This is a genomic window from Thalassoglobus sp. JC818, assembly GCF_040717535.1.
GTDB lineage: Bacteria > Planctomycetota > Planctomycetia > Planctomycetales > Planctomycetaceae > Thalassoglobus.
Window position 1 is genome coordinate 196,282 of record NZ_JBFEFI010000001.1, and the last position, 21,128, is coordinate 217,409.

The window sequence follows — 21,128 nt, forward strand, 5'->3', positions numbered from 1 at the left end:
GGTTTTCAGTCTTGGAGGGCGTCAAGTTGGCTGCTCTTGTGAGCGATTCTTGAACATCCTCCTTCTGCCCATGTTGAGGTCGAATCGAGCGTATTGTTTTCACGTTTAAACGAGTGCCGAGACTCCCTCAAAACGGTCCGATGCAAATCATTTCCCGAACCACACGACAGATTCGTGCTGCTCGCCCGGCCCGCAACACTGTTTCACTGGAGCGAGCTTACGCATTCTTCGTTGAGAAGGAACGAAATGCATCCGGAACGATCGTCGATGTCGCGACACTTTTGCTGACGAATGCAGAGTGTCCGTTCACATGTTTGATGTGTGATCTTTGGAAGAACACGCTACCACGCTCGGCACCGGAAGCTTCAATTGTCGGACAGATTCGCTCTGCCCTGAGCGAACTCCCGCCAGCACGCGAGATCAAACTTTACAACAGCGGCAATTTCTTTGACCCCAAAGCGATTCCTCGCTACCAATATGGCGAGATCGCCGATCTCGTCCGTGGCTTCGAAACTGTCATTGTCGAAAACCACCCCAAGCTTTGCGGTGATGCGTGTACGGAATTTCGAGACTTAATCGCGCCTTCAAAATTAGAAATCGCACTCGGTCTGGAGACATGTCATCCACAGGTTCTTCCAGCACTGAACAAAGACATGACACTCGCAGACTTCGAGCGTGCGACCGATTTTCTCAACCAATCTCAGATTCGAACCCGGGCTTTCGTTCTGCTGCGTCCTCCGTACCTGAGTGAAGGAGAGGGCATTGAGTGGGCAGAGCGGACGGTGACTTTTGCATTCGATCGCGGAGTCAGCCTGTGCGCGGTCATTCCGACACGCGCGGGGAACGGGATCATGGAGCAGTTGCAGTTGGAAGGGGACTTCTCACCTCCCACTGGAACATCGATGGAAGAGATTCTCAATCGCTGCCTGGAGATGAAGCGAGGACGAGTCACCATCGACCTTTGGGATGCAGAGCGTTTCTTCTCTTGTGAAAGCTGCCGGGAGCAACGCGTTCAACGTCTCCAGCGAATGAACCTGGAACAGACGATTGAACCGTCAATCGAATGTGCAGAATGCCGGAGCTGAAGTCAGTGTCTCATTGGGATGTTGTTGTTCTCGGAGCCAGTTTCAGCGGAAGCTTGATGGCGTCGCTGCTCGCGAAGAGCGGCCTCAAAGTTGCGATCGTCGACTCAGGCACTCATCCGCGGTTCGCAATTGGCGAATCTTCCACACCTTCGGCGGATCTCATTCTTTCACAGATCGTTCAAGACTACAGCCTCGACCGTCTTGCCCCGTTGTGCCGCTACGGAACGTGGTCCAGAATTTATCCCCACCTTCGTCATGGCTGTAAACGAGGATTCAGCTACGTCTGGCATGGCAAAGAATCCGGCTATCAAGCGACCACTGATCACGATTGCGAACTTCTCGTTGCAGCAAGCGAGTCCGATGAACTCGCCGACACTCAATGGTATCGAGCGGACGTCGATCAGTTCTTCTTTGAGCAGGCACTCGAACTTGAAGTCGGCGACTGGACATCCTCCATCGTCGAAGAGATCGAACAAGTCCCCCCTCACGGATGGTCTCTCACGATTCGTCGATCAGGAAGAGTTGAACAACTGCGATCTGATTTTGTCATCGATGCTTCCGGGGCCAACGGGGTTTTACTCTCGTCGCTGGGCATTGCAGATACGACTCATACACTTCGAACAGAAACAGCTGCTGTTTTCAGCCACTTTGATGATATCCCCCTATGTAATGACTGGCTGTCTCATCACGAAGCAATTATCGAGGACTTCCCATACTTCGTTGATCATTCCGCAGTTCACCACTTGACCAAAGAAGGATGGCTTTGGCAATTGCGATTCGACGGAGGACCGACAAGTGTCGGATTCGTTTCGACTCCCAATTCAGCAGCAAGTAGCGAAATGAAATCGATCTTCGAAGCAGGTGACTGGGGTCATCCTAAGAATCGATTTCCTGCCAGCCTTTTCGGTAATGCTCACTTCTCTTCAGTCCCCGGAAAAGCCTTTTCCACAGGTCGACTTCAAAGACTCCGGCAATCCGGAGCAGGCACAAACTGGGCAGCCGTACCATCGACGATCGGATTTATTGATCCACTCCACAGCACCGGAATCGCTCATTCATTAAGCGGAATTCAACGACTCGCTGACATCATCGTCTCTGGAAAATTGTCAACGAGAGACAACGATCTCGATGCCTACTCGCAATCGATTCTGACTGAACTTCGGTTGATCGACGAAATGGTTTCCGGATGCTATCGCTCGCTTTGGGATTTTGAATTGTTCTCTGCCTGGACGATGGTCTACTTTGCGGCCGCGACGACGTTCGAGCGAAATTACAACTCTGGGAGAAGAGACTTTCTCTGTAGCGGAAACTCTTCATTTCGAGAGACGGTCTCGACGCTCTCTCATTCACTTGATGAACTCAATGCATCGGACCGCAGTGCAAAACGTATCGCGGAACACATCAGCCTCATCCGAGAGATGCTCGCCCCATTCAATCACGTCGGCTTGTTTGCTCCCCCGATCCCTGGGATGTATTCCAAGACTGCAGCACCCAAAGACTAAATCAGCTCATTGAAGTCTTTGATTCTATTGGTGTCCTCACTCTGCGATAGTGTAACTCACATCCTCTTTCATCGGATCAATTCGCTTGAACTGACGAAGTGTGGCTGTTGGAGTTCTGTCTTCTCGAACCTCTCGATATCCGGACCGCAGAAGTAAATTCGTGATTCCAGTCAATGTCCTTCTCCCAAGATCGGTATCTGTGCCTGCGACAACCCACAGCTGCGATTGGTCCTTAACTAGATCGGTGTAGTACCGATTGAGTTTGGCATCATCTGTCCAAATCCAGGGCAGGGCGGTTCGTTGTTGCGGAGTCGGGAGGTAAAATCGCCCCATTCGGCAGGCGATGTAATCCATCAAGACATCGTCTTCAAACATGGCCGGAACCAAGCGGCTTTCGATCAATCCGCTTCCCACGATGACTGACTGATCTTCGTGCGATCCCGCTCCTACAATTTTTGCCAACTCTCTCCAATCGGAAGCAGCTGGGGCGGCGAGTTTATCCGGTTTCCACGGAACACCGTCGCTGAGACTCCAGGTCACGGTGATCAGGCAGATTGTTGCTACAGTGGCGATCGTCTTTCCAAAATTGTGAGTAAAAATCCCCGCCAGAAACGCCGATGCTGCAGGCAAATAGATGACCCGGTATCTCTCTTCAGCGAGTGTTGGAATCCACCGCGAAGCAACTCCCAAAAGCAACACCCCTCCGAGTCCCCACAAGGCAACAACTGCGAACGCTCTCCAGTCTGTTGGGACAGATTCAGTGGACCGTTTGAGTGTCAAACTCGAAATCAGAGCTGCTAGAAGAAGTGAGGATGGAACCGCTGCCCACCAGAGTGGCCCCAAGATTTCCAGTATCGATGGAGGCGTCGGACGAAAGTTGAGAACCTCAGACCATTGTGCCATTCGAAGGAGGCTTGGGATCAACGGAATGACCGTAAGGGCGATGACCGACATCGCGATGAGTGTTCTGATTCGAGGTCTCACAGAACCTGACAGCTTCCATGCACCGAACCACAACAGCGCGGCTGCTTCCAATCCAACCAGTGGAGCGTTCAGGTAGTGCGTCCAGATCAACAGCACGTTGCATCCGCCCCATGCGAACAGCGAATTCCACTTCTGCGGTGTGCGAAGTCGAACAACTGTGAGCCAAAGACTCATGGCAGCTAAGCCTAAACTGAATCCATACGGACGCGCGAGACGTGACCATTCCAGAGAAGCTGGGAGCAAGGCGATCATCAGTGAAGCGAGACCAGCAGCCCGAATTCCGAACAGCTCACGTGCCAAGAGAAACGTGCCGATGAGCCCAGTCAGATAGCCCAGATAAGACGGAAGACGCATTGCGAGTTCCGATTTCCCGAGCACCTGGATCGCTGACAATTGAAGCACTGAAGAAAGCGGAGGAGTGGCAGAGTAATTCAAACTCCGCTGCCAGAGACTTCCCGGATTGTCCGCTCCGGCGATCCAGTACGCGACATGCTCATCCAGCACGAGTGGATAAGTTGAGATCCCTCGAAAGTAACAAAAACTCCCGGCGGCGATACTGACTACGAACAGAAGAATGTCAGCGACTGACAGGCTTCGTGTTTGCTTTGAATCGGAATCGTTCATTGTCGATCGCTCGCCCTCCGTGGTGAGAACTCTCCTTGAGTTCCCAACAATTGAAACGTGAGCCAAGCATCGTAGCCAGCGATTGAAGTCAGTCAAACACCTGTTGTCTATTTGAACAACTTGAGCAGCAAACCTGCTGAAATCACAAAACTGAATCTCATGATCGAGCAATCATTGCTAATTAGTTCAACAGTGCTGTCGGTCACTCCTTGGTTGAGTGATGATGCTTCAGGTGTTCTGGAGGATGGTATCCGCCAGCCTGAAGGAACGAGACCAGATCAACAATTTCCTGCTTCTCAAGCACGTTGGCCAACCCGGCAGGCATCGGCGAAATCGTTGAAAAGTGCTGTTCTTCGATCTGCTGCTTGGGAACTCTTGTCACTTGATCCGGGATCAGCAGATTCGACGCAATGTGATACTCAGCGTCTGTCTCCTTGACGACCACGCCAGTGAGAATTCGGCCGTTCGTGAGCAAGAACTGAACGTTCCGAAACTCTTTGTGGATGTCCGATGAAGGAGCGAGAATCTGTTCCAACAACTTCATACCCTTGAACCGTTCATGGACTTTTGTGAGGTCCGGACCAAGGTTTACTCCGTGACCGTGCATTTGATGACACTGGGTGCACTTTGCTTTCGCGAAAGACTGCATGCCCCGCATGATTGTCTCGTCATCGTCGGCGACTTGAAGGTTTGCAAAGTCTTCCATGACCCATTCCTGAACGAATGTTGGTTCACGTTCGGCCAATAGACGTTCAGCCTCCTTCAGATCGTTGGCGACAATTAAATCCCCTTTCATGATCACCCAGTGACCTGGGAACGTGCACACGAACGGATAGATCCCGGGCGTTGCAGGAGCATTGAACCGCAGCACGTCCACTTGAGTTTTGCGTGTCGGTCCAATCATTGGAGAAGCGTGGAGAATCAGATCTTTCTTGTCCGACGGAAGAAAGTCAGAATTCGCATTCTTCGGATCTTTCGCCATTTCATTCGCTGCCATCCCGACTTCTTCAAGCGCCCCCGGTTTGACAATGACCAGATTGTGATCCGTTGCGTCAGGGTTTGAGAAAACGATTTTGACCGGTTGCCCGACGAGTGCTGTGATCTCTGTCACCGAATAACGCATTCGCTCGGGAAGACAGGAGATCCGCACAGTCAGAAGATCATCCTGTAGATCAAACTGCTTCTCTGAAGCGGAAGGGGTAGGTTCTTTCAACTGGCTGCTGCGTCGCAGTCGGGCGAGAATTGAGTCAACTTTCAACTCAGGTCGATCTTCCCAATGACGAACCATTGGAGCCGATCCAATAGCTGACTGAATCGCGTAGGCGAGATGACTTTGAGCGGGATGCTGAACCACTTCGAGCAATGCTTCAAAGGCACGTTCAGTGCCGATGTACGTCGCTGCAATGGCTGCTTCCATGCGAACCAACCCATTCGGATCGTTTGCAGACTTCTTCAGCAGTTCGATTGAATCAGGAAGAGATGTATGCCAGTAGCGGAGTTGCTGCGTCGCTGCTGCGCGTGCATGATGATCATCGCACGCCAACAGATCTCTTAATAGATTTTTATTGCGTTCATCGATCCATCGATACGTCCAGACCGCCTCCATTTGATGATGTCGGTAGCGGGGATCGGAGGAGTCGAGGCGATCAACCCACGCATTCAGTGCTGGCAAGACTTCATTGAGATCGCGTTCTCTCAACTCACGTTTGGACCAGTACCGAATTCGGTATTCCGGACGTTTCAGGTTGTCGAGAAGTTCTTCGACGGATGCCTCTGCGATTTTCGGAGCATCACTCAACGGGTAGCCTTTCGCAGTGATTCGCCAGATTCGCCCGGAATGACGATCGCGACGTTCATCACGAAGGGAATATTGAGCGTGTCCCTTCACCGGGTTGTACCAGTCACAGAGATACATTGCACCGCGCGGTCCATACCGAAGATCGACCGGAATGAAGCTGAGATTTCGTGAGAAGATCAGGTCGCTGACATACTCTTCTTCGAACCCAAACGGTGTTTCATTCCACTTGTGAATTTCCAGGCGATTAGTTGGTTTGTAGCGTGCCTTCAAAAAGCCGCCTTGAAGTTCTTCAGGGAAGGAAGCGAAATCAACAAACTCATGGCCGCATGTTCCGGAGTAGGCCTGAAGCCCGGCCGGTTTCGGATGCTGATTCGGGTAGGCAGGGTCAAGTGAATGAAACGCCGCAGCGAAAATGGGATGGCTGGCGACGTGATTCCCCCAATCATCAAACGTCACTCCCCAGGGATTCGTGCTGTGGTAAGTTCCAAAACTTGTGAGGCGTTGGTACTTCGGCACGTAGCGGAACCAACCACTGTTCTGCTGTCGAATCGGACCATACGGAGTTTCCACTTGCGAGTGATGGAAGATTGACTCACGAAAGAGCAGATCGCCATCGGGAGTCCAAGTGAAATCATGTAAAGCATGATGAGAATCTTCCGTCCCGAATCCGGTCAGCAATTGCGTTCTGCGATCAGCTTTGTCGTCGCCATCGAGATCTTCGAGAAAAGTCAGATGCGGCATCTCAGAGACGTAGACGCCGCCATCACCGAATTCGAAGGAGAGGGGAATGTGCAAGTCGTCCGCAAAGACTGTCGACTTGTCCGCACGTCCATCCTGATCCGTGTCTTCGAGAATGACGATTTTGTCGTCCGGTTCATTGCCCGGATAGACGTGCGGATAAGTTGTGGAACAGCTGACCCAAAGGCGCCCGCGATTGTCCCACCTCATTTGGATCGGAGCCCCCAATTCCGGAAACTGTTCTTCTCCAGCAAAGAGGGTGACATCAAAGCGAGGATCAATCTCGAACGATGCAAGTTCGTCAGCTGCTGACATCCACTCGTTCGCGCCGCGGGATTCCTTCGTCTTCGGAAGTGGAGGGATGTTGGAATCGTCGATTGCATCTTCGACCTCTTTTCCCTGCGCGAGGTCCCAAATACGACCTTCGCGATTGGCAACCATCATGTCGAAGTTGCGCATTGCAGGCAGGAAGTCGAGATACCCGTATGATTTGTTGCGATCACCCGTATAATAGAAGGTGTTGGCAGGACGGTATCGGCGAAAATACTGGCGATCCTTGTCGATAATCACATCTCGCAAATTGGCGTCGATGGCTGAAGCTTCTTCTCCAAACAGCTCACGGTAGAGAGTGCGGGCGAACAACTCGTCGCCATGATCATTGAGGTGGACTCCGTTGACAGTCCAGTTTGTCTCATCCTTTTGGAACGTCTCAGCTGTTTCCACAAAGACATCGACAAACGCCACCTGCAGATCCGTTGCCACCTTCTCAATGACGTCGCGATACTTGGCCAGATTCTTGTTGTTCATGTCCGCAGCTGGCACGTTCTCGATGTTCTCGCAGGCAATCGGGGATACGAGAACAATCTGCGGTCCGCTTTCTCCGTTGAACGCATGTGACTGTAGGTGTTGGATGTGCTTCGTGAGCGAGTCGCGGAAGTCCTCCAATCCTTCATCTCCAGCGAATGACTCGTTGAAGCCGTAAGCGGCGAAGATCACGTCCACTTCTTCATGCGTCAGATGCTGATCAAGATCTGCGAAGTTTTCAGGACGCGGTTGCAGGTCCGGAGTGTCCGCGCTCCAGGCGAGATTACGCACGATGAGTTTGTGCTCAGGAAATTTCTGGTGCAGTAACGCTTCCAAGTTACCGTAGTTTTGAGTCCCTTCGAGAAGCGAGTTTCCGATGAGAGCAATACGATCATCTGGGTTCAGTTTGAGCGGAAGTGTTGTCGGTCGCGGACTCGTCGCCTTGGCTCTGGGAGCAGTCTCGTGGTAGATCCCGAATTGAATCAATTCTGGATCTTCTTCCGGTTCCGGGTTTCCAGTCTCAATACTCTTTCCGTCAACCAATCTCCGTTGACCAGACCGAGGCTTCTTCGTCTGAGCGGGAAGACTGTCGAAGAAGACGCACAGAACTGTCAGAAAACTTGCCACCGCGAAGAGGTTGACCACACATGTCCGGGATAACAGTTTTCTCATGAATGTTGCTTTCCGCGCGGTAAGAAGTGAATGGTGATCGATCGATGAGTTCTTTGGTTCACTCTTTGATCGACAATATGTTTCAGTGGAAGTTGCAAATGACCTCAGCGATGAAAATACGACAGCCAAACAACAGCCGCAGGATGTTCGGCAAATCGAACTCTATCCTTGGGCGATCAATGACCTGAGAATCTCGCCAGAGGAAATCTGCATCGGCCGCTTCAAACGATCATGCACCTCAGTCGTTGGATCAATTCCCATCTGGTGCCAGAACGTGGCCAATAAATCAGCCGGGCTGACGGGATTGCTCGCCACCTCAGCTCCTTTTGAATCACTTTCTCCGTGGACGATGCCCGGGCGAAACCCGCCGCCCGCGATCACCGTTGAATAGACATTCGGCCAGTGATCGCGACCACCCAGATTGTTGATCATCGGCGTCCGACCGAACTCACCGGTGTTGACCACGAGTGTCGACTCCAACATGCCGCGTTCTTTTAAATCCTCGACTAAAGCAGCGAAGCCCTGATCCATCGGAGGCACGATGTGATTGTACCGGTTTTCGAGATCTCCGTGCGTATCCCACTTCTGATTGAATTCATTAAACGAGACGAACTGAACTCCCGCTTCAACGAGTCGTCTGGCCATCAAGAGTGACTGTCCCAAACGATTTCGTCCGTAGCGATCACGCATCTCGTCTGATTCATTGCTCAAGTCAAGCGCTTGCCGGACTTTGCCGTCGACGACAAGTTCGAGTGCCGACTGTCTCAGATGATCGTGACGCGTGGCGACATCTGCATCGAGGATTCGCGCAGCCGATTCAAGTTGCTCCGTTAGCGACAATCGCTTGCGAAGTCGCGGAGGAGTGAGGCCATCGGGAATGGACAACGACAGCGGTTGATAGTTTGGCGATGCGGGATCACCTTCGATCACAAATGGATCGTGCAGGCTTCCCAGAAACCCGCCGTATTGTCCGGGCATTCGATTCGAGGGACCGGGAATACTGAGCCAGTTAGGAAGGGAAACACTTCTCGGCACGCTGTGCTGTCCGGGAAACAGATAGTTCAAAATGGCACCTGGCCCCGGAAAGTCATCTCCGTGTGCTTCACGATCCCGGTCTTGCTGATTCTCAGAGCCGGTCAGCGAGATATAAGTCCCAGCGATGTGGTTTGTGAACTTGTGAGTCATCGAACGGATGATGCAAAGCTGATCCGCAATTCGGGCGGAGTATGGCATCAGCTCTCCGAATCGCGTGCCCGGAAGGCTTGTTTCGATCGACTGAAACGGACCGCGAATTTCGGAGACGGCGTGTGGCTTCGGATCAAACAGATCGATGTGGCTCGCCCCGCCCTGAAGATGCATGAAAATACAGCTTCGACGATGAGCAGCAGCCTCCTGTCCGGCGATCGCAGGTAGCGACTTCCCGAGCAGCCCGATTGCCCCAATCTGCAGGACAGTTCGTCGGGCCAATGGAATTCCATCAGTCATTGATCGCATCTCCGGAGGTCAAATTCTCAGGCGCAGTCTCAAACAGCCAACAACACAAACATCTGAGCACTCAAGTACGTCTCCTCCGTTGTAGTCGGTCGGGAAAGTTCTTGGCAAGCGCTTCCTCAAAATGGTCGCAACAATCGTGCACCGGAACGCGACCGGTTTTCGCATCGCGTATGTTCTCTCATTTGCAGAGGCGTATAATGTACGAGCAAGAAGACGAACTTCGTTCACACACCGAGTTGAAACATCGCCGAACATAAAAGGTAACTCTCATGGATCCGATCGATCGATTGTTCGACAAACTCTGGATCAACTTCTGCGAAATGAATCCGCAAGCCAGTGCAATTGTTGAGATGCTCACAAAGCGTGGCGAACGAATTGTGAACGACCATGTCGCTTTTCGAACGGTCAACGACCCTCGCGTGTCGATCGACGTTCTGGCTAAACCCTTTGTGGATGGTGGATACACAGCGAGAGGGGAGTACCAGTTTCCGCAGAAGAAGCTTTTCGCCCGTCACTATGAACACCCGCTTCCGGATCGCCCGAAGGTCTTCATCAGCGAATTACTTCTCGAAGAGATGTCTTCACAGCTTCAAAGTACTGTGAAAGGGTTGCTGTCTGAGGGTGAAGAATTGATCTCGAAGTCACCGGAACTTTGTCTACTCGGACGGCCTTGGACAGTCACCAGCGAGCAGTACACAACGCTTTCAGAAGAGAGCGAGTACGCCGGTTGGCTCTCCGCATACGGGTACTGTGCGAACCACTTCACTGTGTTTGTGAATGCACTTGAGCACATTGGCAGCCTTGAAGAACTGAACACTCTCTTGAAAGAGCAGGGGTTCGAACTGAACTCAGAGGGAGGCGAAATCAAAGGTTCGCCTGCCGATTTCCTCGAACAGTCATCAACTCTCGCCTCGATGATCGATGTCAACTTCGCCGACGGACCACTTCGGATTCCGGGCTGTTACTATGAGTTCGCGAAACGGTATCCAACCGCCGACGGAACTCTCTTCAGCGGTTTTGTCGCTAAGAGTGCGGACAAGATCTTTCAAAGCACAGACCGCAGAAACTCAGCAGACTCATGACACGCTGAGAACTCTATTTCTGAAATAAATAGATCTGTCCCAGGTCGAGAATTTCCGTCAGCTCATCGAGCGCAACCTTCACTTCTTCAACCAGTCTGATGTCTGCGAGATCCGGGAGAGTCAGCTCGTCTCGATAGTGCCGATTCACCCACTCTTCAAGTGTCGCTGCCAACTCAGGAGTTAGAAGAATTGACGAACTCATTGCCTGCAATTCTCGTTCGGTTAGAACCACACGCAATCGAAGACACGCTGGACCGCCTCCATTTTGCATGCTTTGGCGGAGGTCAACGAATTCGATCCGCAATTTCAAATCCGAGTCCTGCTGAAGTTCTTCCAACACCCTCATGACCGCTGAAGATTGCCGACACTCTTCGGGACAGAGAAGTAACATCTCCCCCGTTTTCAGCGACACGATTTGACTATTGAAGAGATAGCTCCGAACAGTCTCCTCAAGCGAAAGTTGATCTTCCGACACCTGGACGACTCGCAAGCTCGGCAGATGTGATTTCCACTGATCGATGAGCCTGGGCTGGTCGACGAAGGCTGCCGAGTGGCACAGCAGCAGGTTTTCATTCGCAACTGCGATGACATCATTATGAAAGACTCCAGCGTCAATCGCACGAGGTGTCTGCTGCACCACACTCACCCGATCCGGATTGAGGAGGTGGTTATGTGCGATCGCATCACAGGCTGCTCGTGTCTGCCTTGCAGGAAACTTCTTCGGAAGCTGTGATCCTGGGCTGCGACCATAGACAAACACTTCGAGACCGGGCTGTCCGTACGCGCTCACCATTCGCATCTGATTGGCAGCCCCTTCATCCGAGAACTTATCCGTCGCCGGGAGTGGATCGTGGATCACGAAGTGTTTTGAGTCGTCAAATATTCTCCTGAAGACAGCGGTCGTGAATTCGGTCTCCAGTCGTCGATGCGGAGTGCTTTGCAGATTCGCGGGTGTGAAGTGAACGCGACCGTCCTGGGTGTCGGCACTCGGAGAAACCGTCGCTGCGTTTGCAGTCCACATCGCCGATGCGCTGGAAACAATCGAAAGACGATCGGGATGCTCCGACAGTGATTGAGCAAGGACGTCTTCATCCGTCCCTTCCAGTCCGAACGCTCTTAAAGCGTCGATATCAGGGCGAAAGTGCGGAGGCAACACACCTTGAGGAATGGAAAGTGCCGCAAGCCGCTTCATCTTGCGGAGGCCTTCCAGCGCAGCTTGCTTCGGATAGGAAACCTGATATCGGTGACTCTGCGAAGCGATATTTCCCGGAGCAAGTCCCCCATAATGATGAGTGGGTCCCACGAGCCCGTCGAGATTCAATTCGACCGCTGCGGCTGACTCATTCACAATTGGACTCCAGGCAAAAGTTGATCGGGAAGTTCAAGATTTGGAGCGGAAAGAGACGCAACCGGGATGTTGCAGGAATCAACCATGAAGAACCCCGCAGGCCGGTGATTGCCGCTCAGCCCAACTCCACCGAATGGAAGTCGACCACTCGCTCCGGTTGTCGGCCGGTTCCAGTTCACAAGCCCAGCCCGGATTCTCCGCTGGAACACTTCAAACCGGGACTCATCTTCGGAGATCAGTCCCGCGACCAGTCCAAAATGAGTTCGATTAGCCTCGACAATTGCGTCATCAAACGATTTCGTTTGAACCACTTGCAGCAATGGGCCGAAGATCTCTTCATCGGGACGTTCGGCGATGTCGGTGACGTCGATCACCCCCGGCGAAATGAATGCCGGTCCGTCAGAGAGTCGACGTGCTTCAACCAAGATTTTCCCGCCGAGTGAGCTCAAATGATTTTGCTGCTGAAGCACTCGATCGACAGAGGAAGAAGAGACGAGCGGCCCCATAAACGGTTCCGGTTCCCCTCCGGGTGATCCAACGCTCAAAGTTGGAACAACCTCGATCAATCTCTTAAGTACATCCTGATTTCCTTCAGGAAGAATCAGGCGACGTGCACAAGTACATCGCTGTCCAGAAGTGATGAAAGCCGATTGGATGACCGTGTAGACAGCAGCATCAATGTCATCGACTCGATCAATGATTAGAGCATTGTTTCCACCGAGTTCGAGTGCCAGCAGCACCTCCGGACGAGCTGCAAGTGCCTTCGAAATTGCGATTCCAGCAGGCACACTTCCCGTGAAGAGAACGCCATCGATCTTCGGATGATCGACGATGGCGATACCGGTCTCTTTGGCACCCTGCACAAGATTCAGTACTCCCGGTGGAAGGCCGGCAGCTTCCCAGAGTTCAAACGTCTTTTGCGCAACAAGGGGTGTTAATTCGCTCGGTTTGAAAACGACGGTATTCCCCGCGAGCAGTGCCGGGACGATGTGTCCGTTGCTGATGTGTCCGGGAAAATTGAACGGGCCAAAAACAGCCATCACGCCGTGAGGCATATACCACGTTTTCGCGGAACCAAATTTTTGCGGCAATTCAATCGGGCTTCGCCGCTCATTCAACGCGTCGATGGTCGTCGGGATCTTCGCGATCATCGCCTGAACTTCAGTCTGCGACTCCCAGTAAGGTTTACCAACTTCTTCGCTGATCGCCCGCGAAAGTGAATCCTTGTTCTGTTCCAGCTGCGACTGGAAGGCATCAAGAATCTCGATCCGTTTTTCGAGTGGTGTCTTTGCCCATTTTTCTGAAGCGTTCTTAGCTGCCTGCATTGCGGAATCGACATCCACTGTGGTTGACTGATAACCGCTCCAAAGCACTTCGCCGGTTGCTGGATTTACAGATGAAAAACTCTCTCCCGATCCAGCGGTCCAGCGTCCGTCAATCCAGTTCTTTCCCTCATGAGTCATCGTCGATTCACCTTCCCGAATTGGAGTCACGCAAGTTCCACGGTTGGCTCAAAGCACCCTTGGGAGCGACGTGTCGTACGATGCTTCCAACTTCGATCTGCAGCGTTTCTGCTGTCGTCCGTTCGAGAATCACTCCTTCCGGGTTGGTCTCGATTGAAGCCATCGTCGCTCGAAAATCTTGCGATGAATTACTGACGATCCGCTGTTCTCCGCCCTCGATGCTATCAACGAGGTCAATCACGCAAGCACCTCGACTATCACGGACAGCTCGGATCGTTTCCACATTCGCTTCAAGAATTGGCCCCGCTTCAAAAATGTCGATCATTTGATTGAACCGAAACCCTTCCGACTCCAACAGCTTGCGGGCTGGGACGGTGTTCTCGTGAACTTCACCAATGACAGCTTGAGCCTCTTGCGGAAGAAGAGTGATGTAGATCGGATGGACCGGCATCAGGTCACCGATGAACTCTTTGTTCACGATGCTCAGATAGTCAGCTTTGGGGAAGTCCAGATCGAAGAAGTGTTTCCCAATGGCATCCCAGAACGGACTTTGTCCCTGATCGTTAATGACACCGCGCATTTCGGCGATCACCTGTGCATCGAACAAGTGAGGAAACTGCGCAATCATGAGAAATCTAGAGAGCGAGAGTAGTCGCCCATTCCCGCCGTGCCGATAGTCTGGATGGAGAAACAAGCTACCGATTTCACACGGGCCATCGTGCTCCGCAACCAGATGCAGTACGGGAACTTCCTTCCGAATCTGAAGCATCGTCGATTCGTGAATACTCGTTTCGATGCGATAAGCATAAAACGGCTCGAACCCGCCGACTTTCGACAGAATCCCCGATGTTCCAATCACCTTGGAGTTCGAAGTGTCTTCAAGGACGAGAAGATATGATTGCCCACGCGGAGTTCCCGAGGGAATATTCGCAAACGACTGAACAGATTCACGGACTCGTTTTTCGAGGAGTGCCTGATCCCGAGGGAGTGTCGTCAGTCCGAACGAGGTCAGATCTGCCAGGGCTGCCAGATCATCGAGATCGTCGAGTTCGACGGGACGGATGACAAACATAATTCCCCTCCGCTTTTAACGACGCATTCGATTTCAAGCTGCAACGAGTGCAAGAGAGTTCTCCACAACGAAACAGACTCCCCAACTTTCTACGCACGCCCCAGCCCAAAGATCTCGGAAATTTCGCAGCCCAATTCGGGGCCAAAAATTCCCAAAATGCCGACTTGACTGAAGACAGCATCCCGAATTTTCATCATTCATACAGAGACTGTTTGCTTGAGACGATTTCTGTCGCTCGAACGCAAGCAGCCCGCAAGGGGCAAAGTGAACTTCCGAAATCACCCCATCTCGGTGAGCACATCTCCAATGATTTCACAGACTTGTTGAATCTGCTCATCGGTAATGGTTAATAGCGGCGGAAGCATTCGCACGCGGGTCGGTTGCTGACCGGCAGGAAATGCGATGACTCCAGCCTGAAAGAGTTTGTCCAGAAATTCCTTCGTTCGTTCAGGACTGCCATCAAAGACAGAGAAAGCGATCATCCCTCCGCATCCCCAAGGACCATTGATCCACTTGCGATGTTTGGAATGCAGCTTGTTGAGATGCTTGGCAAAGAGATCGTGAATTTGCATCGTTCGGCCATCGGAGCCGAGATAGTTCTTCTCGCGAAATTCGTTGATGATGTAACGAGCTGCGTAGATCGATGATGTCGCTCCGGTGAATGTCTGACTGACGAGTCCCGGTCGCGGTTTGAAGTCTTCAGTGAATAACGTGGCGCAGACTTGACTCATCTTCCCAATCGAAACAACGTCGGCATATTCATCAAGTTCGAGATGCTGAAACGCAAAGAGTCTCGACGTTCGACCAAACGTCTGAACTTCATCAAAGAAAATCGGGACATCGTGATCGCGAAGATGATCGATCAGCGTCAGGAAGAATTCGCGCGGAGCGGAGTAATAACCACCTTCTCCCTGAATCAATTCCAGACACATTCCGGCGTGTCGACCTGGGTAGCGAGCAAGCAGTAGTTTCAGTTCCGCGAGTGAACGTTCAGTGCTGCCCGATGGATCATTCTCATCATAGAACGGGATGTAATCGACGTTGATGTTCTGGGGGAGTCCATCACGGTTCTTGGGACGGTCGGTCAGTTGCGCGAGCGCCATGGTTCGACCGGCGAAACAGTTTTCGAAAGTCAGAATTCGATCTGCCGGGAACTTCGCCTGAAACATCATCTTCAACGCGTTCTCATTGGCAGTGGCTCCACTCGTCGACAAAAAACAGTGGCGAATTCTCGAACCGCTCTCTCGCGCGACGCCGACAATCTCGTTACACAACTTGAGAGACTCCAAATTCTGTTGAAGGTTTCCCTGCATCACAGAATCGGAGATGGCTGCCTGTACAAGCATGTCGATCAATTCGGGATTCGAATGCCCGGCAACATGCACACCGATTCCGGTGATCATGTCAAACTTGACGCTTCCGTCAGCAAGCTCAACCAGCGCCCCATTCCCGAAACCGCTTCCCAGGAACGGATAGTACAACGCACCTCCTCGCAAATGCCCGAAGTGTTTCAGCATCACTTCGTACTCAAGCTTGTTCTCGTCAACCGGTGGCGAAGGCGCAGTAATTTTCTGACGGTGTTCCGAAATCGCTTCTCGAATTAATTGTCGAGCCTTCAGAATTCGCTCATCGTGAAAACACGCGGCCGCTTGGGTTGTCGGATCAGGCATTTGAGTCGCTTTCTAATATGCAGTGAGCTGCGTCTTCGGTGTTGTGTTCAACTCGGCAGAGTGGGGCCAGGCCAAAGGTCTGACCTGAATGTCCAATTGATGAGGGTGTGGGCAGTGAGTGTGGCTCGCTCCGTGAGGCTGTCTAAAATCATGAATTCGTCCGGGCTGTGAATTCCAACTCCACAAACGCCGAGCGTGTCGACGTTGGGAACTCCCCAGCCAGCAAGTCGATTTCCATCGCAGACACCTCCGGTCGACCGCCAGTTCAAATCAATTTCCAGATTTTTTGCAGTCTCGCGAATTTGATCGAAGAGGAACTGCCCACGCTCGTCGATCGTTTTGGGAGGAGTGTTGAACTCGCCGAATCGTTCGACATCGACTCCAAACTGCTGAGAAGCACTTCGCTGAAGCTCATCAATCGCGGATGCAATTTCACATTCATTCTCTGATTGAGAATAGCGCACATTGAGACGGAGGACCGCCATCCGTGGAACCATGTTCAATGGTCCCCCTCCATCGATGCGAGCGATGTTCAGCGTCGTTCCTTCCCAGTTTCCATTCAGTTGGTGAATTCCCGAAGCAAGGAAAGCTGCCGCAGCGATGGCATTTCTTCCCTCTTCAAAGTGCCGGCCAGCATGAGCGGATACTCCGACGCACCGAATATGAAAATTTGCCGAACCTTTGCGGTGATGAGCAAGGCTTCCATCCGGAAGTGCAGGCTCAAACAGCAGCCCGACATGGTTGCGCCTGGCGGACTCTTCCAATAACCGTGCTGATCCCGGGGAGCCAATTTCTTCGTCGGGATTCAGAAGGACTTCCCAACCGAGTTCAGTGTTGCCCGTCGCTTTCACATGCCGCTCCAGTGCCTGAAGGGCAGTCAGCATCACCGCGACACCACCTTTCGCGTCGGCAACACCCGGTCCGTAGAGATGGTCATCGTCGCGTCTGACAGTCTGGAATGAAGAGTCGATTCCGTAGACCGTATCCATATGGATCACAAGCAAGACTCGACGCGGTGCGTGTGGTCGACAACGGACCGATAGTGCCGGGCCTAGCGCATGAGCGACCACTTCTCCTCGATTGTTGAGTTCTTCGACGGGATCAACGGGAATCAATTCAGGAGTGACTCCCAATTCGGCGAACTCATGCTGCATGAGATGAGCGACTGTTCCAACTCCGGATGAATTCATCGTCCCGGAATTGACAACTGCCCAGCGTTCGACGAGCCCGATCATACGGTCTCGTTGAGTTTCGATCCAACTTTTTGCAGAGGCCAGAGGGTCCATCATTCTCTTTGATTTGATGATGTCCGGTGTTGCGGAGTGGACGGAGGTTTTGAAATTCGGCAGTCAGAACGCACCACCGACGAACTGAAAATCCGGGACGTCTTGTTGCATTTTGAAACAACGAAAACTGATACGTTACGTGCCACAAGTCTGCCTGATTTCAAACAAAAGTTCCATCGAGCGGAGAGAAGTCGATGAAGTCTGACGATCAGGTGCCGAACCAGTTGCCGCGCTTCTGTGTCGACCACTACATTTGTGCGTATCGACAATTCACTTCGAATCAAGCACAACAAACGGATTGACTATGAGCACCGCAGCGCAGTTCGCACTGACATGGGACCTGGACTCACTCTACCCGCATCCTTCCTCGGATGAATTCAAGTCGGTCCTCGACGAATACAAAGCCGATCTCAAACAGCTTGCTGCTGATTCAGAAAACCTGCCAGCAGTCGAACCTGCATCGGCGTCCGAGTGGAGCGAATTCTTCACAAGAATCTCCGATGTTTATTCTCGAGCCAGCGACCTCCATGCTTTCATTGGATGTCATGCCGCCGCCGAAGCCGGGAACAAACAGTTCCAACAAATCGAAGCAGCGCTCGCTGCACTGGGTCCGCTTTCGAATCAGGTCTTCACCAATGTCGAAGGGGCGTTTCGCAATCTCACCGACGAGGAACTCGATGCCTTCGCCAATGCAGCTCCGTATCTGACCGAGATTCGATTCTTCCTCGAAGAATGCCGCTCGAATGCGCAACTTCGCCTTCCTAAAGATCAGGAGATGCTCTTTTCTGAATTGAGCGTCGATGGAATTCACGCCTGGGGGCGGATGTACGACCGAATTTCGGGTGATTTGCGTGTCAGTCTGATGGAGAAGGGCGAGATCGTCAAAAAGTCTCCCGGACAAGTGCGTGTCGATCTGCCTGACAGAGCAGTCCGTCAGAACAACTTTTGCGCTCTTGAGAAAGCCTGGAAAACGAAAGCCGATGATTGCGCTGATGCGTTGAATCACATCGCCGGCACTCGACTCGTCAAATACAAACGTCTCGGCCTTGAAGACCACCTTTCCGTCCCGCTTCGCCTCAACCGCATGAAGCGAGAAACGCTCGAAACAATGTGGAGCGTCATCAGCGAGCGAAAAGGTTCACTGCTCAAGTATTTCAAACGCAAAGCGGAACTTCTTGGCATCGAGCGGATGTCTTGGTACGACCAAATGGCTCCGATTCCGCAAGCTTCAACTTCGGGCGGAAACTCACTTTCTTACGATGATGCCTGCCAAACCGTGATCAAGACGTTTCACGGCTTCAGCGATCACCTCGGAGAGTTCGCGGAGAAAGCACTGACCGAACGCTGGGTGGAAGTCGAAGACCGCGAAGGAAAGCGCCAGGGTGGCTTCTGCACTGGACTGCCAACCAAGAAGCAGTCGCGAATCTTCATGACCTACAAGGGCAGCCCGGACGATATGTCGACGCTCGCCCACGAGCTCGGTCACGCCTATCACTCTCACGTGTTGCGCAGCCAACCGTATTTACTGCAGGACTATCCCATGAATCTCGCAGAAACAGCCTCGACATTTGCCGAAGCTGTCCTTGGGGATCAACGACTTGCCGAAGCCAACAAACCAGCGGAAAAGCTGGGCATTCTGAACAACATGCTCAGCGATTCGATGGCCTTCATGATGAACATTCATGCTCGCTTCCTGTTCGAAGACCACTTCCATCGCGAGCGAGAGGACGGAGAACTTTCCGCCGATCGACTGACCGAGTTGATGTATGAAGCTCAGAAGGAAGCATATTGCGACGCCTTCGAAGACTGGTCGGAAGCGTTCTGGATTTCGAAGTTGCACTTCTACATTACCGGCTGGCCGTTCTACAACTTCCCGTACACCTTCGGCTATCTTCTCTCGCTGGGTGTGTATTCCACCGCCGATGAATTCGGGGACGATTTCCCGATGAAATACCGGGAACTCTTGATCGCTACAGGGAATTCCAACGCAGAAGAAGCTGTCGAATCGACTCTCGGGTACGACCTGACTCAGCCGGAATTCTGGAACAAGAGTATCGATATTGTCGACGCACGCGTCGAAGAGTTCCTGGCTGTCAGCGAAGACATGATCTGACACCAGCCTCAGTCATGCTTCATTTGAGAGCCGACTGAGTTCCGTTCAGAACGCAAGATCATCGCATTCGCCGCGATGATCTTGCGTTTTTTCGTTTCCGGGATGAGCCATCGGCTCGCGACCTCAAATTGCTCCTGAGATTCCGAACCGAAGTTTTCATCCGGTTCTGACGCGATGCCGTTAATCTCTAGAGAAGGGCGGTTGTACAACACAATACTTCGTTTGCGGGTGCAGCCAATTGAGAGAAACAATGAATGTCCTGCTTTAACAAATCCCGAAAGGGAAAACATAATGGGAAGCAAAATTTCCAAAACTAATCTCGATCCAAGCGGCGAATTCACCGACCTCTTCAAAGCAGCGCGAGATGCTCGACTGAATGCTGTGTCGACGTACTCAGGTTTTCAGGTTGGAGCAGCGGTCGAATCAGTGACGGGCGAAATCTTTTCGGGGTGCAATATCGAGAATGCCACTTTTGGACTGACGGTCTGTGCTGAACGGGTCGCTGTCTGGAAAGCACTCTCAGAAGGGCACCGCAAATTCCGACGTGTCCTCGTTGTCGCGGACACCGACTCGCCCACTCCGCCGTGTGGTGCGTGCCGACAGATTCTCTGGGAATTCACCGGTAACAGTGAAATTCTGCTCGCAGATCTTCATGGAATCCGAGCAAAGTACAACATGCTCGATTTAATGCCTCAGCCCTTCGACGGCGGGTACTTTGCTGCTCCCGATTAAAGATTCCGAAAACTGATTCGTTGCTCGTTCGAATCGACGAGCGGCACGATGCTTCAGCCACCCATCACTTTGAAGAACTCTTCACGGTCTCGAAGAGTTCTTTCATCTTTTCGTTGCGAACGTACTCAATTGGTGTCTTCCCGTTTTTGTTCTGAATTTTAGTGTCAGCACCACTGGCCAAGAGCAACTTGACGATCTCGATGGCGACGTCAGACTTCCCAGCTGTCGACGGAGCACCGGTGTTCGTGACTGCTCGATGTAACGGAGTCGAATGAGATTTCTTGTCGACCGCGTTCACATTCGCTCCTTGCGCGATCAACTCCTGCGCTGCAGCCAGATTTCGAAACCGAACAGCACGGTGCAGGGGAGTCACCCCATTCTTGTCAACCTCATTGGCCGAAACTCCACAGCGAATGAGATAGCGAATCACGTCAACTTGGACGTCTGCATCTGGGTCATGTGCCGAACAGGCTGCTAACAGAGTCCCGTCCAACGAGGTTTCTTCGCTCAGTTTTTTCTGGAGTTCGGAAAACCGAAGTTCGAAGGCAGCCTGCTGAATGTCATTCATCTGCTCATTATCCACATGGGCAATTATTTGCGACGCCGTTCTCCTGAGAAACTCATTCTCGCGACAGTTTCTTGACCGTCGAAAGGAGAAACC

The 21,128-nt window shown here is 52.3% G+C and carries 14 protein-coding genes; 5 read left to right on the forward strand and 9 right to left on the reverse strand.

Features of this window, described 5'->3' with window-relative positions:
* Positions 1 to 140: 140 nt before the first annotated feature.
* Positions 141 to 1,085, forward strand: coding sequence for a radical SAM protein (locus tag AB1L42_RS00715; protein ID WP_367050107.1), 945 nt, complete (start codon positions 141 to 143; stop codon positions 1,083 to 1,085).
* On the forward strand, positions 1,073 to 2,587 hold the full coding sequence (locus AB1L42_RS00720) for a tryptophan 7-halogenase (RefSeq protein ID WP_367050109.1): 1,515 nt from the start codon (positions 1,073 to 1,075) through the stop codon (positions 2,585 to 2,587). Before AB1L42_RS00715 ends, AB1L42_RS00720 begins: the two co-directional genes overlap by 13 nt.
* A gap of 36 nt (positions 2,588 to 2,623) precedes the next feature.
* Here AB1L42_RS00720 and AB1L42_RS00725 read toward each other — a convergent pair whose 3' ends face one another.
* The 3 genes from AB1L42_RS00725 to AB1L42_RS00735 form a co-directional block, all read right to left on the reverse strand.
* The gene (locus AB1L42_RS00725; protein WP_367050111.1) at positions 2,624 to 4,195 is read right to left on the reverse strand and encodes a glycosyltransferase family 39 protein; all 1,572 of its coding nucleotides are present in this window, start codon (positions 4,193 to 4,195) and stop codon (positions 2,624 to 2,626) included.
* Positions 4,196 to 4,397: 202 nt separating this feature from the next.
* Positions 4,398 to 8,207 carry a PVC-type heme-binding CxxCH protein gene (locus AB1L42_RS00730; protein WP_367050114.1) on the reverse strand — a complete coding sequence of 1,270 codons (3,810 nt, stop codon included), beginning with the start codon at positions 8,205 to 8,207 and terminating at the stop codon, positions 4,398 to 4,400.
* 162 nt (positions 8,208 to 8,369) lie between these two features.
* A complete protein-coding gene (locus AB1L42_RS00735) occupies positions 8,370 to 9,692 on the reverse strand; it encodes a DUF1501 domain-containing protein (RefSeq protein ID WP_367050116.1) in 1,323 nt (440 codons plus the stop codon).
* A gap of 278 nt (positions 9,693 to 9,970) precedes the next feature.
* Here AB1L42_RS00735 and AB1L42_RS00740 point away from each other — a divergent pair, with 278 nt between their 5' ends.
* Positions 9,971 to 10,783, forward strand: a complete 813-nt coding sequence (locus AB1L42_RS00740; RefSeq protein WP_367050118.1) for a DUF1338 domain-containing protein — start codon at positions 9,971 to 9,973, stop codon at positions 10,781 to 10,783.
* A gap of 13 nt (positions 10,784 to 10,796) precedes the next feature.
* Here the strand turns inward: AB1L42_RS00740 and astB are convergent, their stop codons facing one another.
* The 5 genes from astB to AB1L42_RS00765 all read right to left on the reverse strand — a co-directional run bounded on the left by astB (position 10,797) and on the right by AB1L42_RS00765 (position 17,625).
* The gene (gene astB, locus AB1L42_RS00745) at positions 10,797 to 12,131 is read right to left on the reverse strand and encodes an N-succinylarginine dihydrolase (protein WP_367050120.1); all 1,335 of its coding nucleotides are present in this window, start codon (positions 12,129 to 12,131) and stop codon (positions 10,797 to 10,799) included.
* Positions 12,128 to 13,594 carry a succinylglutamate-semialdehyde dehydrogenase gene (astD, locus tag AB1L42_RS00750; protein WP_367050123.1) on the reverse strand — a complete coding sequence of 489 codons (1,467 nt, stop codon included), beginning with the start codon at positions 13,592 to 13,594 and terminating at the stop codon, positions 12,128 to 12,130. The genes astB and astD overlap by 4 nt, the downstream gene beginning before the upstream one ends.
* A gap of 7 nt (positions 13,595 to 13,601) precedes the next feature.
* A complete protein-coding gene (locus tag AB1L42_RS00755; RefSeq protein WP_367050125.1) occupies positions 13,602 to 14,666 on the reverse strand; it encodes an arginine N-succinyltransferase in 1,065 nt (354 codons plus the stop codon).
* Between the two features lie 278 nt (positions 14,667 to 14,944).
* Complete coding sequence (locus AB1L42_RS00760) at positions 14,945 to 16,336, reverse strand: aminotransferase class III-fold pyridoxal phosphate-dependent enzyme (RefSeq protein WP_367050127.1); 1,392 nt, start codon at positions 16,334 to 16,336, stop codon at positions 14,945 to 14,947.
* Between the two features lie 47 nt (positions 16,337 to 16,383).
* On the reverse strand, positions 16,384 to 17,625 hold the full coding sequence (locus AB1L42_RS00765; RefSeq protein WP_367050129.1) for a hydrolase: 1,242 nt from the start codon (positions 17,623 to 17,625) through the stop codon (positions 16,384 to 16,386).
* 301 nt (positions 17,626 to 17,926) lie between these two features.
* Here AB1L42_RS00765 and AB1L42_RS00770 point away from each other — a divergent pair, with 301 nt between their 5' ends.
* Complete coding sequence (locus AB1L42_RS00770) at positions 17,927 to 19,735, forward strand: M3 family oligoendopeptidase (RefSeq protein WP_367050131.1); 1,809 nt, start codon at positions 17,927 to 17,929, stop codon at positions 19,733 to 19,735.
* Between the two features lie 291 nt (positions 19,736 to 20,026).
* Complete coding sequence (gene cdd, locus AB1L42_RS00775) at positions 20,027 to 20,467, forward strand: cytidine deaminase (RefSeq protein ID WP_367050133.1); 441 nt, start codon at positions 20,027 to 20,029, stop codon at positions 20,465 to 20,467.
* 64 nt (positions 20,468 to 20,531) lie between these two features.
* On the opposite strand, the gene AB1L42_RS00780 is transcribed toward cdd, so the two are convergent.
* Positions 20,532 to 21,035: an ankyrin repeat domain-containing protein gene (locus AB1L42_RS00780; protein WP_367050135.1), complete on the reverse strand. Its 504-nt coding sequence runs from the start codon at positions 21,033 to 21,035 to the stop codon at positions 20,532 to 20,534.
* Between the last annotated feature and the right edge of the window lie 93 nt (positions 21,036 to 21,128).